This window comes from Kribbella sp. CA-293567 (assembly GCF_027627575.1).
GTDB lineage: Bacteria > Actinomycetota > Actinomycetes > Propionibacteriales > Kribbellaceae > Kribbella.
This window is the reverse complement of record NZ_CP114065.1, coordinates 7073535-7089539: the sequence shown is the minus strand read 5'-3', so window position 1 is coordinate 7089539 and position 16005 is coordinate 7073535. Positions and strand designations below refer to the sequence as shown.

At 68.6% G+C, this 16005-nt stretch carries 17 protein-coding genes and 1 tRNA gene; 8 read left to right on the top strand and 10 right to left on the bottom strand.

Going from position 1 to position 16005, the window contains the following annotated elements:
• Nucleotides 1–138: 138 nt before the first annotated feature.
• Entirely contained in the window at nt 139–3366 is a 3228-nt protein-coding gene (locus OX958_RS32890; RefSeq protein ID WP_270134149.1) for a BTAD domain-containing putative transcriptional regulator, read from the top strand.
• Between the two features lie 102 nt (nt 3367–3468).
• Nucleotides 3469–3879, top strand: coding sequence for a hypothetical protein (locus OX958_RS32885; protein ID WP_270134148.1), 411 nt, complete (start codon nt 3469–3471; stop codon nt 3877–3879).
• Between the two features lie 46 nt (nt 3880–3925).
• On the opposite strand, the gene OX958_RS32880 is transcribed toward OX958_RS32885, so the two are convergent.
• The 4 genes from OX958_RS32880 to OX958_RS32865 form a co-directional block, all read right to left on the bottom strand.
• Nucleotides 3926–4747, bottom strand: coding sequence for a pyridoxamine 5'-phosphate oxidase family protein (locus tag OX958_RS32880; protein WP_270134147.1), 822 nt, complete (start codon nt 4745–4747; stop codon nt 3926–3928).
• Nucleotides 4744–5337: a CGNR zinc finger domain-containing protein gene (locus OX958_RS32875; protein WP_270134145.1), complete on the bottom strand. Its 594-nt coding sequence runs from the start codon at nt 5335–5337 to the stop codon at nt 4744–4746. Before OX958_RS32875 ends, OX958_RS32880 begins: the two co-directional genes overlap by 4 nt.
• Before the next feature lie 96 nt (nt 5338–5433).
• Nucleotides 5434–5793, bottom strand: a complete 360-nt coding sequence (locus OX958_RS32870; RefSeq protein ID WP_270134143.1) for a nuclear transport factor 2 family protein — start codon at nt 5791–5793, stop codon at nt 5434–5436.
• An 84-nt stretch (nt 5794–5877) separates the two neighbouring features.
• The gene (locus tag OX958_RS32865; RefSeq protein ID WP_270134142.1) at nt 5878–6585 is read right to left on the bottom strand and encodes an SDR family NAD(P)-dependent oxidoreductase; all 708 of its coding nucleotides are present in this window, start codon (nt 6583–6585) and stop codon (nt 5878–5880) included.
• 125 nt (nt 6586–6710) lie between these two features.
• On the opposite strand from OX958_RS32865, the gene OX958_RS32860 reads away from it, so the two are divergent.
• The gene (locus tag OX958_RS32860; protein WP_270134141.1) at nt 6711–7622 is read left to right on the top strand and encodes a LysR family transcriptional regulator; all 912 of its coding nucleotides are present in this window, start codon (nt 6711–6713) and stop codon (nt 7620–7622) included.
• On the opposite strand, the gene OX958_RS32855 is transcribed toward OX958_RS32860, so the two are convergent.
• The 3 genes from OX958_RS32855 to OX958_RS32845 are packed head-to-tail and all read right to left on the bottom strand — an operon-like array spanning nt 7613 to nt 10470.
• Complete coding sequence (locus OX958_RS32855) at nt 7613–8413, bottom strand: fructosamine kinase family protein (RefSeq protein WP_270134140.1); 801 nt, start codon at nt 8411–8413, stop codon at nt 7613–7615. The two genes, OX958_RS32860 and OX958_RS32855, sit on opposite strands and share 10 nt — an antisense overlap.
• Before the next feature lie 43 nt (nt 8414–8456).
• Nucleotides 8457–9446, bottom strand: coding sequence for a cation diffusion facilitator family transporter (locus tag OX958_RS32850; protein WP_270134138.1), 990 nt, complete (start codon nt 9444–9446; stop codon nt 8457–8459).
• A 22-nt stretch (nt 9447–9468) separates the two neighbouring features.
• On the bottom strand, nt 9469–10470 hold the full coding sequence (locus OX958_RS32845; RefSeq protein ID WP_270134137.1) for a saccharopine dehydrogenase: 1002 nt from the start codon (nt 10468–10470) through the stop codon (nt 9469–9471).
• 79 nt (nt 10471–10549) lie between these two features.
• On the opposite strand from OX958_RS32845, the gene OX958_RS32840 reads away from it, so the two are divergent.
• A complete protein-coding gene (locus OX958_RS32840; RefSeq protein WP_270134136.1) occupies nt 10550–11116 on the top strand; it encodes a TetR/AcrR family transcriptional regulator in 567 nt (188 codons plus the stop codon).
• A 204-nt stretch (nt 11117–11320) separates the two neighbouring features.
• Nucleotides 11321–12484 carry a hypothetical protein gene (locus tag OX958_RS32835; protein WP_270134135.1) on the top strand — a complete coding sequence of 388 codons (1164 nt, stop codon included), beginning with the start codon at nt 11321–11323 and terminating at the stop codon, nt 12482–12484.
• Between the two features lie 288 nt (nt 12485–12772).
• On the opposite strand, the gene OX958_RS32830 is transcribed toward OX958_RS32835, so the two are convergent.
• Nucleotides 12773–13042, bottom strand: a complete 270-nt coding sequence (locus OX958_RS32830) for a hypothetical protein (RefSeq protein WP_270134134.1) — start codon at nt 13040–13042, stop codon at nt 12773–12775.
• Between the two features lie 270 nt (nt 13043–13312).
• On the opposite strand from OX958_RS32830, the gene OX958_RS32825 reads away from it, so the two are divergent.
• The 3 genes from OX958_RS32825 (at nt 13313) to OX958_RS32815 (ending at nt 14814) form a co-directional block, all read left to right on the top strand.
• On the top strand, nt 13313–13963 hold the full coding sequence (locus OX958_RS32825) for an SRPBCC family protein (RefSeq protein WP_270134133.1): 651 nt from the start codon (nt 13313–13315) through the stop codon (nt 13961–13963).
• The gene (locus OX958_RS32820) at nt 13960–14463 is read left to right on the top strand and encodes an SRPBCC family protein (RefSeq protein ID WP_270134132.1); all 504 of its coding nucleotides are present in this window, start codon (nt 13960–13962) and stop codon (nt 14461–14463) included. Before OX958_RS32825 ends, OX958_RS32820 begins: the two co-directional genes overlap by 4 nt.
• 204 nt (nt 14464–14667) lie before the next feature.
• Nucleotides 14668–14814, top strand: coding sequence for a hypothetical protein (locus OX958_RS32815; protein ID WP_270134131.1), 147 nt, complete (start codon nt 14668–14670; stop codon nt 14812–14814).
• Between the two features lie 92 nt (nt 14815–14906).
• Here OX958_RS32815 and OX958_RS32810 read toward each other — a convergent pair whose 3' ends face one another.
• On the bottom strand, nt 14907–15236 hold the full coding sequence (locus OX958_RS32810) for a hypothetical protein (protein ID WP_270134130.1): 330 nt from the start codon (nt 15234–15236) through the stop codon (nt 14907–14909).
• Between the two features lie 499 nt (nt 15237–15735).
• Nucleotides 15736–15808, bottom strand: a tRNA-Lys gene (locus OX958_RS32805).
• Between the last annotated feature and the right edge of the window lie 197 nt (nt 15809–16005).

Below are 16005 nucleotides of genomic sequence, written 5' to 3'. Positions count from 1 at the left end.
GGGCGAGGTACGGGCAGAGCGACGAGCTCTGCCCGCGCTAGAGAGCGTTCGCCGAGCTCGTCCGCACTGTTGCCTGACGCAATGATCTGCGGTCCGGGCGGCCTGCGGTGAGCCGTCGATGACGGTAAGGTACGGACCGTGTCCGGACGGTCTCCCCACGACTTCGCGGGTGATGCGCCTGCCCACGGGCCGCCGGGCCGGCTCGGCGAGCTGCTGCGATCCCTCCGGTGGCAGGCGGACCTGACCCAACGCGAGCTGGCCGACCGCGCCGGACTCAGTACGGCGGCGATCCGTGACCTGGAGCAGGGCCGGACCAGGAGCCCGAAACCGGACTCGGTCGACGCCATCGCCGCGGTTCTCGCGCTCGGCAGCGACGACGCGGGCAAGCTGCACGCCGCGGCCAGGTCCCACCGTTCGCCCGCCGCGCCCACCACCGGCGCGCTGTGGATCGGCGTCCTGGGTCCGCTGGAAATCCGGTACGGCGATGCGCCGCTCACCATCAACTCGGTGCCGCAGCGCAGCCTTCTCCTCCACCTCGCCCTCGCCGCCGGTACGACGGTCGGTCAGCGCGAGCTCGCCGAGCTTCTCCTGCCGCAGCACCCACCGGCCCACGCGGGCGCCCTGCTGCGGACCCGGATCGCCCGGCTACGCCGACTGCTGGAGTCGGGTGGTGCGTCCGGCCCGGCGATCGTCAGCAGCCCGACCGGCTACCGGCTGGAAGCGACTCCCGAGACCTTGGACCTGCTGGCGTTCCGCGAGCTCGTCGCGAAGGCCGCCGACGCCGATCCGGAAACCGCGCTGGCCGGGCTCGCGGACGCCCTGGCGCTCTGGCGTGGCGACCCCGAGGCGGCCGATCCACTCCACCTGAGCATTGCGAACGAGCACGCCGAGGCCGTTCGCGCGTACGCCGCGCTGGCCCGCGAGGTCGGCGTACCGGAGCGGGCTCTGAAAGCCCTGCGGGGCTCTGTGTCGCGGCACGAGCTCGACGAGCCGCTGCACGCGGAGCTGATCCAGACCCTCGCGGCGGCCGGGCGGCAGGCCGAGGCGCTGGCGGCGTACGAACGCATCCGCGAGGCGCTCGCCGACCAGCTCGGCATCGATCCGGGTGAGCGGCTGCGTGCGGTGCAGTTGGCAGTTCTCCGCCGGCAGAGCTCTCCGCAACAGGTCGTCGTCCAGCAGACACCCTCGGCACCCCCGGACTTCGTCGGCCGCGTCGAAGAGCTGGCGACGATCTGCGGAGCGCTCAGGCGACCGGGCGCTGTCTCGTCGCGAGCCGTTCTCGTCAACGGCATCGCCGGCGTCGGCAAGACCGCGCTCGCGCTCACCGCCGCCCATCACCTCCACGCGGAGTACCCCGACGGCCAGCTGTACGCCGACCTCCGCGGCGCGGACGCTGTCGCCCCGGCGCCGCTGCAGGTACTGGGCCGGTTCCTCCGTGCTCTCGGAGTGCCCACCAGGCGGATCAGCACCGAGGCGGAGGCGGCCGCGCTGTTCCGCAGCGAGCTCGCCGACCGGCGCGTCCTCGTGCTGCTCGACAACGCTCAGGACGCGGCACAGGTCCGTTCCCTGCTGCCGGGCGCCGGCCGGAGCGACGTGATCGTGACCAGCCGACGGCGACTACCGGATCTGGTAGCGGCGGAGGTCGTCGATCTCGAACCGCTTGCCCACGCCGATGCGGCTCAGCTGATCACCTCCACCGCCCGATCGCTGGACGCGCTCGCGGAGGACGTGGCGGCGCTCGCGGAGGCGTGTGGCCGCCTTCCGCTCGCGCTTCGCATCGCCGGCGCGCGGCTCGCGACCCGCCGCGAGTGGACGGTCGCCGACCTGGCCCGCCGGCTCGACGACAGCAACCGTCGGTTGTCCGAGCTCAGCCTCGGCGAATCCAGCGTGCTCAACAGTTTCCAGCTCAGCTACGCCGACCTCGGACCCGACGCCCAGCGAGCGTTCCGGCTCTGCAGCCTGCATCCCGGCGACGACTTCAGTGCCGACAGCACCGCGATCCTGCTCGGCCTGCCCGCCGTCGACGCCGAACGGATCCTCGAGGACCTGCTCGAGGCGAACATGCTGCTGCAGCACACCAAGAATCGCTATCGGTTCCATGACCTGCTCGGTCTGTACGCCCGCCGCCTGCTGGCCGAGGACCGCGAGGCCGACGCTGCCCGGACGAGGTTGCACTCCTGGTACGCCGAAGCGGTCACGGCCGCGACCGACTGGGCCTACCCGAAACTCGTCCGGCTCGAGACCCACGGCGAGCCGGACAGGTTCTTCGCATCGGAAGAGGCTGCCCTCACCTGGCTGGGTGACGAGTTGCGTGCGCTGGTGGCGGTGGTGACGGACGAGGCCTCCGGCGACCCGCGGTTGTCCTGGCGGATCGCCGACCAGCTCCGTGGCCACTTCCTGATGTGCCGCGAGGCCGACGGCTGGATGCAGGTGGCCCAGGCCGGTAGCGCGGCCGCGATCGAGGCCGGCGACGAAGTCGCGCAGGTGGCGATGCTGATCTGTCGCAGCCAGGCGTTGGCAGCCGCCGGCCGCGACGACGACTCGTTGGCGGACTCGCTGGCCGGTCATGTCCTCGCTGTCGCCGTCGACTGGACCGCGGCAGCCGGCTACACAGCCCACCAGGTCGGCTGGCACCACCTCGAGCGAGGGACCCTGCGCGAGGCCGACCACTGGATGAGCCGCTCCATCGAGTGGACCCAGGACGAGTCGTGCAGCCATGTCCGGGCGATCGCTCTCAACGGCCTCGGGATGACGCGCCTCTACCAGGGCAGGGTGGGCGAGGCCGCCGACCTCTTCGCCGAGGCCCTCCAGAGCAAGGGAATCGGCCGCCCGGCGTCCCCGCTGATCGTTCAGGGGAATCTGGCGAGTGCGCTACGTCAACTGGGCCAGATCGACCGTGCCGCGGACCTACTGGGCGACGTGCTGGACGCCTACCGGCAGGAGTCCTACCCGCGCGGTGAGTTGTCGACGCTGGACGAGCTGGCCCGGCTGCACCTGCAGCGCGGCGAAGGCGCCACCGCCCTGGAACTGGCCCTGCGCGCGCACGACCTCGCGATTGCCGGTCGCGACCGCAAAGCGCAGGCACAGACCGTCGCGACCGTCGCTCAGGCCCATCTCGTGTTCGGCGATACCGCGGCGGCGATCAGGTACGGCGAGAAGTGCCTCAAGATCGCCCGCGGCTTCTACCCGTACGTCGAGACGGAGGCGCTGCTCACCCTGGCCACGGCCCTGCACCACACCGGGAATCAGGTCTCCGCGCTCGAGCTCGCTGCCGAGGCCGAGTCGATCGCTGCCACGTGCGGCTTCGACCTCCTCCAAGCTGAAGCCACTGCTGCCCTGGGCGCACTTCGTGCCTCCGAACCGTGACGAGAGGTACGGGCGAAGTACGGGCAGAGCGTTGACGAGCTGACCGCCTAGCGTTGGGGATCGGCGACTTCCGCCACCCATTACGGCGGTTCAGGGGACACAGTGTCGAAGCGAGTCAGGCAGGGGGCGACCATGGTCGTCGCGCTGCTTCTGCTGCCGTTCGCGGTAGCGTGTTCGAGCAAGGCGTCCCAGTGCGAGAAGGCCTTCGCGGCAGTGGCGAACTCGGTCGATGGCGTGGCGTCGGCTCACTGGGACTGCAGCGAACAGTTCGGTGGCGGCTGGCAGCGAGGCACTGTCGTGCTCGACGTGGACACCAAGGCCGAGGCCGAGAACGTGATGGAGACCCTGCTGCGGGCTTTCGCCGCCTCCCCTGACCTGCTGGACCGTTGGTCCACGCCGCAGAAGTACACCACCCAGGATCCTGCGATCGTGGTCGCGGCGGGCTCGCTCGGCTTCAACGGTACGCCGAGGGTCGGCGAGGTCCGCGCACGGTTCGGCATCACCCCCGGCTGACTGCGCGCTGCGCCCATCAAGGACAACGTGGTTCTCCGGTGCTGCATCAGCCCCAGCTGTTGAGTACCGCGCGGGTCGGGTGGAAGCGGACGGCCCGGCCGGTCTCGCCGTCGGCGTCCCAGTCGATCGTCGCCGTACCGGACAGGTGCAACGCCGTACCGGTCGCGAAGTCGAGGAAGAGCAACGCCGCCGCCGGGTCCACCGAGATGTTGCCGAGGCTGTTGAACATGTTGTTGCCCGGGAAGTCCGGCCACACCAGGTCTCCGCCCTCGACCCGGACGAAGCCCGGCTCGCCGCCCTTGTGCGAGGTGTCGGTGCCGCGGGTCGGATGCGCGGTGCCGAGGAAGAAGGTGTCGGCACCCTCGATCAGCGCCGTCTCCGCGGCCCCGAGCGTCCCGTCGGTGACGACCGGCAGACTCGACGCGGGCTGCGTCACCTCGTGCGGATGGATGTACTGCGGGCAGTTCCCGTACGCCTGCTCAGCCGCGATCTCCAGCTCACCCCCGGTACTGCGAACCAGGTCGCCGTTGATCCGCACCCGTCGCCGCAGCGCCAGGTCGATCACCAGCACGCCGACCGGCTGCCAGGCCGGTACGCCGTGCAGCGGATCGCCCGCGCCGGGCGCCGTACGGATCGTCAAGGTGCTGTCCCGCGAGTCGAGGAAGCCGAGTGGTCCGGACATCGCCGTCGTCCACAACCTTCCGTCGCTGTCGCGTGCCGTGATCGCGACGAAATCGCGCTGCGCGAGGAACTTCTTCGCGCCACCCTCCAGCGACGCCGGCCGCAGCATCCCCTCCAGCCGGGAAGCGTCGTGGGCGACCCCGGCCTTGGCCTGAACCGCCAGTTCGCCTTCATGGAAGCCGGTCATGATCGCCTCGTCTTCTCGTAGTGGCGGGCGACCCGGGTCCGGTTGCCGCAGACGCTGCCGACGCACCACTGGCGTCGTTTGTGCTCGGCCAGGAACAGCATCGAGCAGTTCGGGTTGGCGCACCGCCTGAGCCGGCTCAACCCGGCCGCGTCGGCCATCAGCTCGATCGTCTCGCGCGCGATCATCGCCAGCGCCGCGTTCCCGCCGTACTCCGGATGCCAGCGCGTCGCCACCCGCAGCCCGTCCGTGGTCGCGGCCAGTCGCAGACTCTGCGGCGCACCGGCCGCGGCAGCGTTCACGTCGTCGACCGAGGTCGCCGAAGGCTCCCGGCCCTCCAGGTGTGAACCGAGCAGCTCACGTACGGCGGTCCGCAACCGGCGCACCGCCGTACCGTCCGGGACCGGTCCCGCAGGCAACCGCACCTGCTGAAGCGCCCACCACCTGGCCAGCTGCTCGGGCGTTCCGATCAGATCCACCGGCGGATCGACGGCCAGCAGCTCGGTGTCGACCAGATCGAGCGCGACCAGCCGCTCCCCACCCATCGCGAACCCGTCCGCGATCAGCTCCCCGGCAGTCGGCTGCATGCTCATGGAGTGACTGTAGGCATTAAGTAGTTCAGAAATCAACAGCTGAACCTAATGAGAAATGTACCGATAAGGCATTAGAGTTGGCTGAACACCATGTGGTTAGGCCAGCTTGGAGACCTGGTAGTGGTCGAGCTTCCAGCCGGTGTCGTTGCGGCGGGCAACGATGCTGAGGAAGACCTCGACGGTCGGCCGGTCGACGAACGAGAAGGCGACCTCGAGATAGCCCAGCACCAGGTCGTCGCTCAGTTGCCTGGTCTCCAGCAGGTCGTAGTCGGCTGTCAGGCCCAGCGGCTGCGATTCGTAGTACTCCGCTACGCCTACCGGCCCGATGGTGTAGGGACGCAGGCCTTGGAAGATCGCGTCATCGGTGAAGAGCTTGGCCACGGCGGCCGAATCGTGGGCGGCGATCCCCGTCTTCCACTGGTCGAGCAGGCTGGTGAGAGTGCTGGTGGTGTTCATGTTCGGGGCTCCTCGAGGTGCTGTTCATCGGATCGCTTTCTCGGGTGGGCGGGCAGTGGGAGGACCGCCCGCCCGGAGCGGGAACTAGTGGCCGGCGCTCTGGCCACCGTCGACGTGCAGGATGACGCCGGTGACGAAGGGCGCGTCCTCGAGGTAGGTGACGGCACCGACGGCGTCGGAGACCTCGCCGATCTCGCCGACCGGGTGCAGGCCGGCCAGCGCCTGGTGCGTCTCCTCCGGGTGCATCGGCGTCCGGATGATGCCGAGGGCAACGGTGTTGACGCGGATGCCGCGGGCGGCGTACTCGATCGCCAGCGACTTGGTGACGGCGTTCAGGCCGCCCTTGGTCAGCGAGGCGAACGCGGACGGTACGTTGACGTTGGCGTGCTCGACCAGGCTGGTCGACACGTTGACGATGTGGCCGCCCTCCTGGGTCAGCATCGCCTTGGCCGCGGCCTGGGTGACCTCGAAGAAGCCGCGCAGGTTCACGCCGGTGACGAGGTCGAACTCCTCGTCGGTGTAGTCGGTGAAGGGCTTGGCGATGAACACCCCGGCGTTGTTGACGAGGGTGTCGATCCGGCCGAAGGCGGCCAGGCCCTGCCGGATGATCTCCTTGCCGACGCCCGGAACGGCGACGTCGCCGGGGACGGTCAGGACGAACGGGTCGTCGGAGGGCTGGATGGATCTCGAGTTCGCCACGACGGCGTACCCGAGCTTGCGGTAGGCGGTGACCAGGCCGGCGCCGATGCCCTGGGACGCTCCGGTGACGACTGCGACTTTCTGCGTGCTCACTGTGCTGCTCTTTTCCGGGATCAGGGAGAGCGATCGTTCTCCGTTGACTCGATGGTGGCTCGGCGCCGGCCGGCTTTCCACGACTTGTTCTCTCCCTGCTGAGAGGCAACGCCTACGATCAGCCCATGGAACTGCGGCAGCTGCGGTACTTCGTCGCGGTCGCCGAGGAGCTCAACTTCGGTCGCGCCGCCGCCACCCTGCACATCGCGGGGCCTTCGCTGTCCCAGCAGATCAAGGCGCTGGAGCGCGACCTCGGCCTCCGGCTGTTCGATCGCGACCGTCGCTCGGTCACCCTGACGGCGTCCGGCGAGGCGCTGCTGGCACCGGCCCGCGAGCTGCTGAAGCAGGCCGACGAGCTCCGCCGCTCCGCTGCCGGGCTCTCGAAGGCCGAACCGGTCCGTCTCGGCTACGTCAGCTGGCACCCGCCGGACCTGCTCACCCGGGTTTCGGGGATCGCGCAACTGCGGATCGACGCCTGGGTCCTGCCGTCCCACACCCAGGCCGCGCGGGTGGCCGACGGCAGCGTCGACCTCGCGATCGCGTGGATCAAGACACCGGCCCTGACCGAGCAGGGCCTGGAGGCTCGGTTCATCGGCGCCGACCGCCTGTACGCCGTGGCGCCCGGCTCCGACGACTCACCGGTCCGGGCGAAGGACGTCGTCGTCCTGGTCGACGCCGACCTCGCGACCTGGTCGTCGTGGAACGACTATGCGGAGGAGTGGGCCCACGCCAGCGGTGCCCGCCTCGAGTACGTCGATGACGGCGGGCTCACCGGACCCGCGTTCCACGAACACGTCCGGCGCCTCCGCCGTCCGGTGCTCAACAACCCCAAGCGCACCACCACGCCGACCCCGCCCGACCTGATCGAACGCCCGGTCGTCGACCCGGCGCCGTACTGGACCTGGTCGCTGATCTCCCGCAGGTCCGATCCACGAGCTGCGATCCAGTCGAGCATCCACGCCCTGACCGACGACGTCCCAGCCCTCTGCGCCGACCTCTCCACCTGCTGGCTGCCCGCCGACGACCCCTACCGATAGGCCGCGACGACGCCCCTGATCTGCGCGAGGCAGTCCCCGATCGCCCCGAAGTGGGCGACCATGCTCAGCAGCTCGCGCAGGTTCAGCAGCCGCATCCGCTGCTGCCATCCGGGCTCGGGTGGACGCAGTTCGTGGTACGCCGCGAAGAACCGCTCCGGTACGCCGCCGGAGCAGAACATCATGCTGAGATCGACCTCCGCCCAGGTCCAGCTCACCGCCGGGTCGATGAAGACCGGAAGCCCGTCGGCGGTGGCGATCACGTTCGACCTCCAGAGGTCGCCATGCGTCAGCACGGCCGGGGCCTCAGGGAGCAACTGGGGAAACCGGGCGCAGAGCTTCTCGATCCCGGTGCGGTCGGAGGCGGTGAGAACCTCTTGTGCCTTCGGTTCGCGGAGGTAGCGCAGTACTCGGTTGGTCGCGAAGAACCGCCGTCCGTTGGTGTCCCACGCGTTCTCCTGCGGGAGCCGGCCCAGCCAGCCGTCCGCCGGCCAACCGTGCCGCGGCGAGGTCTTCGTGTGCAGGGCCGCGACGGCTCGTCCGGCAGCCTCCCAGAACTGGTTGCTTCCGGGCGGGGCCGGCTCAAGGGCCTGCAACGTCAGCGAGTGGTCGGTCACGCCGATGACGTCGGGGGTTCGGAGACCCTCGGCCCGGAGTACGGCGAGACCTGCGGCCTCTGTGGCGAACACACCCGGTTGATCGTCCTCGGCGAACTTCACGATCACGGTCCGGCCGGTCAGCCGTACTCGCCAGGTCTGGTTGGCGAAGCCGCCGGTGAGCTGTTCCGCTGTCAAGATCTCAGCGCCTTCGACGGCCTGCCGGACAGCGTGCGGGACGTCAGGCACCGAGGCTCGGTTCGTCGGGGGCGGAGAGGCTCAGTACTGCGCCGGCCACGGCGGGGGAAGCGCTGATCCTGGCCTCCAGGGCGCGGAGGCGGACGGCCACGTGGGACTCGTCGTCATCGCCGGTGAGGTCGACGTCGCCGATCACCGAGATCATCCGCGGGCCGACCACCTCGAGCCGGAGATAGGTGACCCGGGCAACTTCCGGCGCCGCCAGGAGAGCTTGCAGGGCGGCTTGCCGGACCTTCGGATCGGCCTCCTGGCCGACCAGGAACCTGCGGTTGCGGTTGATCAGCAGCAGTGCGACCCAGGCGAGCAGCAGACCGACGAGGATCGAGCCGATGGCGTCGGGGATCGAGGAACCGGTCAGCTGGTGTGCGAGCAGGCCGGCGCCGGCGATGAGCAGACCGGCCAGCGCGGCAGCGTCCTCCACGAACACCGCCCGGAGAGTCGGGTCGGAGGTCGCGAGGACGTGCTCGATCAGATCCCGGTCGAGCGTGTTCGCCTCGGCGCGAGCCTGCCGGGCGGACTGCAGGAAGGAGATCCCTTCCAGGACGAAGGCGACCCCGAGGACGACGTACCCGATGGCGAAGCGCTCGGCCGGCTCCGGCGAGATGAGTTCCTGGACGCCGTGGGTGATCGAGACCGCGGCGCCCGCGACGAACAGTCCGAGGGCGGCGAACAACGACCAGACGTACGCCTCCCGCCCGTGCCCGAGCGGATGCAGCTCGTCGGCGGGTTTGTGCGCCCGGCGATTGGCGATCAGCAGAAAGATCTCGTTGCCCGCATCGGCCCAGGAGTGGGCTGCCTCGGCCAGCAACGACGCCGACGCGGTCAGTACGGCCGCCACCGACTTCGCGATCGCGATCAGCACATTGGCAACGAACGCGACCAGTACCGTCGTCAGGCTCTCGGACCCACCCGCCGCCCCGGCGCCAGGCACATCTGCCAGCAACTCCCGGCGCCCGCCTTCTTCATCCACCATCCATCAGTGGTAACACAACGACTCACCTGACGACGGCCGCCTCCACGAACTCGGCGCCTGCCTCCTGAAGCCGCGCGGTGGCGTAGGCCGGGTCGATCAGGGACTCGGGGGTGTGAATGCCTGGGGGGACCGAAGCGCCGCGGAGGGCAAGTAGGCGTTCGACGCCGAGGGCGATACCCACCGCGGTCAGCGGGCGCTGACCTGCTGAGTGGGTGAGGAAGTGAGTGGTCCGGAGCGGTGCGCCGGCTTGGTCGGTTCCTGTCAGGTCTATGCGGAGTTCCGCGGCCGGCTGGGAGCCGTCAAGGGCATCCGCCGGATTGACGGCGAAGTCGAGTTGGACGTTGGCCGCGTCGGTCGCGAACGCGAGACTCGGTACGTCGAGCACGGCGACGGTCTGGCCGGGGAGAGTGGACCCGTCCCTGCGCTCCACCTCGGCTGCCGTCTCGGTGTCAGGCAACCAGGTGAAGGCGCCGTCGCGGCGTACCAGTCCTGCCGAGGTGATCGCCGCCCAACGCTCGAGGTCGGCCAGGGCTGCCGGGCCGCCGATGTCCTGCTCGTCAAGTACGGCGCTGACGCGGATGCTGTCGACGCGGCTGAACTCCCCAGTCGCCTGCAGCGCAGCGAGCACGACAGCTCCGGCGAAGAAGTGGCTGGCGAGCATGACCGGAGACGCGGTCGGGCGGTGGGCCACCGCGACAACTTCCGGCGCGATCTCGACCGGGCCGCTGGAGATACCGAAGTACGGCAGTTCATGGTCCTGCGCGTACCGCAAGGCGTTGTAGCTTTCGTCGCGCAGCAACGCCACCACTGCTGAGTAAGTGGCGCCGGCCGGCAGGCCGAGATCGCTACGCCCGAGATCGACGGTGACGACGGTCGCGGTACCAAGGTCGTCCGCTACTCGCTGAGCGCGTTCGAGATTGCGCGCGGCGATCGTCAGCGGCAGGTCGGGATGCCATCGCCGCAGCAGGGCAGTGGTGTCGGCGCCTGCTTGGCCGGATCCGCCGAGGACCAGTACGGGTTTCATCTGAACGCTCCCTCTCGTAGCTACATTTTGTAACCTACACTTTGTAGCCTAGAGTGGAGGTCAGATTCAAGGGAGAACGATGATCCGGCTTTCCAAGGACGCTCGCCGCGAGCAGTTGCTCGACGCTGCCCTCGGCGTGGTCCGCCGGCGAGGCGCCGACGGCCTCACCCTGGTGACGCTGGCAGAGGCAGCCGGGGTCAGCAGGCCGATCGTCTACGACCACTTCGGCACCCGCGCAGGCCTCCTGCTGGCGCTCTACCGGCAGCTCGACGAGCACCACCGAACCGCACTGGACAAAGCTCTGGCGGCCGCCGACCCCACCGTCGCCGCAACCGCTCGAGTGATGAGTACGGCGTACTTCGCCTGCGTCACCGACCTCCCCGAGTCCGGCGCGCTTTCCGCTGCGCTCAAAGGCAATCCGGAGACAGAAGCGGCGCAGCAGGCGCTCGACGCGGAGTACGTAGGAACGATGGCGCGTGCGCTCACGCCGTACTCATCGTTGCCTCTGGCAACTCTCCGGCTCCGCTGCATCGGTCTCCTCGGCGCCGCCGAAGCCTTGGCCGCTGAACTCACCTCCGGCCGCACCACCGCCGCCGACGCAAGCGCGGCCTTGACAGGACTCATCCTCGGCGACCTCACCGACTGACTGGCTTGAGTCCAATCCCAGCATCTTGTTGCGGGCCTGCGTCCGTTGACCGGGTTGCGGAGGTTCGGCTAACGTCTTGCGCAGCGTGGTTGGGGCCGCGCCGAGACTCGCCGGAAGGCTGGAAGCCACCCCGTTGATCCACTCACCGGCCAGGGCATCGTGCTCCTTGTGGCCTGTGCGAGTCCAGGCGCGAGAGGATGCGTTGTGAGATTTCTGCCTGACAAGCCGAGCCTGGGATTCCTGCGCAAAGAGGCCAAGGACCTGCTGGCCGCGCTCCGCGAATCGAGTCCGGCGGCATCGCTGACCGATGCGCAGCGGGCGCTGGCAGCGGAGTACGGGATGCGGGACTGGGCCGAACTGAAGTCCGAGGTCGAGCGGCGCGCCAACGCCGTACCGGTTGCTCCGGCGGGCCTCGCCGAAGCGTTGGCTTCCACCTTCGACCTCGGCGCCGTCACCGGTACTGCGTCGCCTGTTTCGTTCACGCCGATGGGCCGTTGCTGGTCACTCGTGACCGACCGCGGCCGCTGGCTGGCCGTCACCGTCTTCGACTGGATCACGAACGAGCAAGCCGAGCTCGGCGCCCGGCTTCGCGACGCGGCGGTCGCCGTCGGGGTTGCCGCTCCAACTCCCGTCCGCAGTCCACGAGGCTGTTTGATCGAGACGGTGCAAGACCAGAACTGGCGGGTCCACGAATGGATCGAGGTCGGTCCATCGCCCGTGCTGCCGACACCTTTGGCAGTGGCCCGCGGCGTCGGTACGGCGTACGGGAAACTGCACGCGCTGGCCATCCCAAGCGAACTCCCGATCAACTGGTACCTGACGACCCATAAGTCCGACGCCGACTGGACCGACCTCCTCGCCCGAGCCCGGTCCGCTCAAAAGCCCTGGGCCGACCAACTCGCCCAAACCCTGCCTGTACTGACCGACCTGCGCCGAATCGAACCAAACGTCGACCCCACCGACCTCATCCTCTGCAACAGCAACGTCATTCCAGAACACGTCCGCATCGGCCACCACGACCATCTCGTCATTACCGAATGGGATTTCGCCGGCCCCCTCACCCCGGCCCTCGAAATCGGCATGGCCCTCTGCCAATGGACCCTCCGCCCCACCTCCAACCCCCAAGCCGCCACCGCCTTCCGCGACGGCTACCTCGAAGCCACCGGCACCTGGCCCACCCTCAATCTCTCCTCCTTCGCCTGCGCCACCACGGCCTGGCTCAACTGGACCTACAACACCATCTGCGAATCCCTCGACCCGGCCGATCCGGACCAGGCCGACGCCACCGACCGAGGCGTGCCCGACCTGCTGGCGCACCCGATCACCCGCGAGTCCTTAGAACTGTTGCTAACAGCCACCAATATTTAGGTGACCTGAGCAACCAACGTGAAGATCCGCTGCAACGGCCGGTCCTCCGTTGAGTCTCGACCGGCCTGTCGCCGACCCGGCACCACAGACACTTTCCGCCCAAGCAGGCTCATGGGGGGCGATCCCGGACGAACCAGGATGCGTTCCACGCGCATTCAACTACCCGACGCTGTACCTGGATGGGCTGAACCCGGTTAGCGGGGTTTCGCGGCACGCTGTGAATCCTCAACCACCGGCCCGGAACATAGCGAAGGGCACCGACCGCGGTAGTCGGGCCCTTCGCTGTATTCAGAGAGAGAACGCGCCCACGGTCAAGGCGATGCCCGCGAAGATGCCGACGACGTACCACTGCCCGCCTCCGGCAATGAACCCAACCAGGCTTCCCGCGGTCAGCAGAATGCTGCCGGCAATGGCGAGCGGCTTCCGGTACTCATAGATCCCCGCCAGCACCATAGCGATCACGAACAGAACGCCGGCTGCGGCGATCAGCCCGCCGATCACGAGCAGGACGATCAGGACGCGGTCTCCTGCGGTGTCCCCGAACTCTTGGCCCCCCATGGGCCCCACCCCCTTGTCGGAGGGGCAGTCTGTCGGATCGCGCCGCGGCTGGCAACGATTCCTGCGGTTCCGCGGGGTCGGGCCTGTGCGACGCGCCCGGGCGCCGCGAAGGGGATATTCGGGTTACCCCAGTCAAGGCTTATATAAGTGAGCCCTGGTATATAGTGGTTCCGTGCACGCGTTCGATGTCCTCGGCGACCCGGCCAGCCGACCAGGCTCGGCGAAGAAGCTTAGGCACGAGGAAATCCCCTGACGGACGGAGCCATGACGATGAAGGACGTACTCGACGAACTGGCCGCCGCTCGCCGGAAGATGGGTACGGCGACCCTGCCCGCCGGTGCGGCGTACACCATGGAGCTGAGGCGTCGCTACGACGCGCACCTCGACGACGTGTGGGAGGCGATCACCAGCCCCGAGCGTCTGAGTCGCTGGATGAAGCCAGTCACCGGCGACCTACGTCTCGGCGGGGCCTTCGAGCTGGACGGCGGCGAGCACGGCGAGATCCTCCGTTGCGAGCCGCCGCGCCTGCTGCGGGTGTCCTGGATGTTCGGGCCCGGGGCTGACGAGTGGCCAGGCACGAGCGAGGTCGAGGTACGCCTGTCTCCTGATTCGGCCGGGGGCACCGAGTTCGAGCTGGTCCACGCCGCGGCCGTCGGAGAGCCTATGTTTCCCATCTACGGCCCCGGTGCCGGCGGCGTCGGCTGGGACCTGCACCTCCTCGCCCTCGCCAGGTTCCTAGGCGACGGTGAGGTTCTTGATCACGAGACGTTCCAAGCATCGCCTGCCGGACACGAGTTCAGCCGGCGCAGCGCTGCAGCCTGGGGCGAGGCTCACTTGGCCGGCGGCGGCGAACCGGACCTTGTCGCGGCGGCGGTCGAGGCCACTACCGCGTTCTACCTGCCAACCGGGGACGCGCGATGAAGTACACCACCTCGATCGAGATCGCCCTGCCTCGCGCCGAAGTGCTCCAGCTGATCGTCGACCCCGCCCAGACGCCGAAGTGGCTGCGGGGCCTGGTGATGCACGAGCCACTGAATGGTGCGCACGGCCAGGTCGGCACCACCTCGCGGGTCGTGTTCCAGCTGGGCAAGCAGCGGATGGAGGCCACCGAGACCATTACACGCCTAGAGCCCGCGGACCTGCACGCAGTACCCAGCTCGGTCGTCGTGCACTACGAACGCGAGATTGCCGCCGATGGCATGTGGCAGGCCCAGCGCGACCGGCTGTTCGAAACCGGTCCGGACACCACGCTGTGGGAGAGCGAGAGCGAGTTTCGGTTCGACGGATTGCTGATGCGGCTGGTGGGCCTTGTGATGCCCGGTTCGTTCCGCAAGCAGTCGCGACAGCACATGCAGGACTTCAAGGCATTCGCCGAACAGGGGGTGGATGTCCGCCACGGGACGAACTCCGGCCAGGCCTGATCCTCCGTGGCCGCACGCGAGTGTCGTACACCGCCTGAAAACCCACTTCAAGTGCGGACAGTGCACGACACAGAATCCAGCCCTCCAAAAGGGGTCAAACAGCGCGACACGATCGACCTCACGGTCCTGCCGACCGACTGACCAACCGCCACAGCGACCTCTGCCTGCCGAAGATCTTCATCGACCCGACACCTTGGGTGTGGCTTGACTGATTGGACCTGGACCGTCTCGGCGTCGCCGACCCCGTACGCCGACCTTGCGCTGCTACTCACCAATGCCCGCGAGATGTGGCCTGACGGGATCGATCTAGACACGCAGTGGCAGCGCTTCTGTTTTCTGCTCTACCTGTGACCTGCCCGGCCGACGCCAGGAGCGGAGGTGCATGACAATGTTCGCTCGTCCGCGGACCGGGCAGCAGGTTGCGACTCCAGGTGTCGCGTTGCTCAGATGCGGATAGTTTTCGTCGACGAACAACTCTTGTAACCGGTGCGCGTGTTCGTATTGCACACATAGAAGTCGATCCGGTCCGTCGACATGAAGGGCCCCTCGACGACATCGCCTCCGTGGCAACTGCTGTCCGAGAGCGTCTGCCAGACGATGGAAGCCCTGTAGTGCAGCGTCGCCCCTCGCGCGTCACAGCTCTGGTCGTCGACGACCAGGGTGTAGGCCTCGCTGGCCGCGATGTACACCCGCCCGAACGCCCCGCCGTCCGGCGAGGTCACCGACGCCGAGACGGCATGCGCCGGAGTTGCCACCAACACCCCGCTCGCCATCACTGCGACTCCTACCAGTGCCCCCAGTGCACGTGCCTTCATCAGTCCTCCGAGAGAGATGTTTCGAGCAGGCTCGCGCCTGCCCGTTGAATGTGTCGCGACAGTACGAGTTGTCGCCGTCGCGTCTCTGCCCGTACCGCACCCGTACTTCGCGTCACCGTCACCGTCGCCGTCGCCGTCGCTGTCACCGAGGCCGCAGTTGGCGGTACGTTCGCGGGCTGGGTTGGGACAAATCGGTCGAGGAGCCGCGCCCGGCTCTGCCTGAAACCTCTCGGGCTGTCGCGCCGGGCGGGGAAGTTCGATGGGATCACTGCGACGCCGCGTAGCCACACGCCCGGAAGGCGCCGTTGGATAACTCGTCGACGCTCCCGCCATGGATAAACGCGCGCCCCGACACGCCTTGCCTTCGCGGCGGCGGGACGAGCGACGAAGGAGCGAGGTAGCCGGGGGGTGGGGAGCAGGCGACGAAGGAGCCGGCGTGGGCGTACGACGTACAGGGTGGGCCCCGTCGGACTCGAACCGACAACCCGCGGATTAAAAGTCCGCTGCTCTGCCAATTGAGCTAGAGGCCCTGGGTGTGTTGGGGACAGTCTGGCAGGTGGGAGGGGTGGATCGCGAATGGGTAGACCAGCGAGTTTGCTGGTTTCGGAGGGTAGTGGGGAGATCACCGGGTGTTGAACCGGATGGGGTGGTGGGTCGTTCTCCGGGGGTGAGGGCATCGTCGCTGCCGGGGAGCCGGGGGTGGGGGTGCGTGGACCCGTCCGTTCAC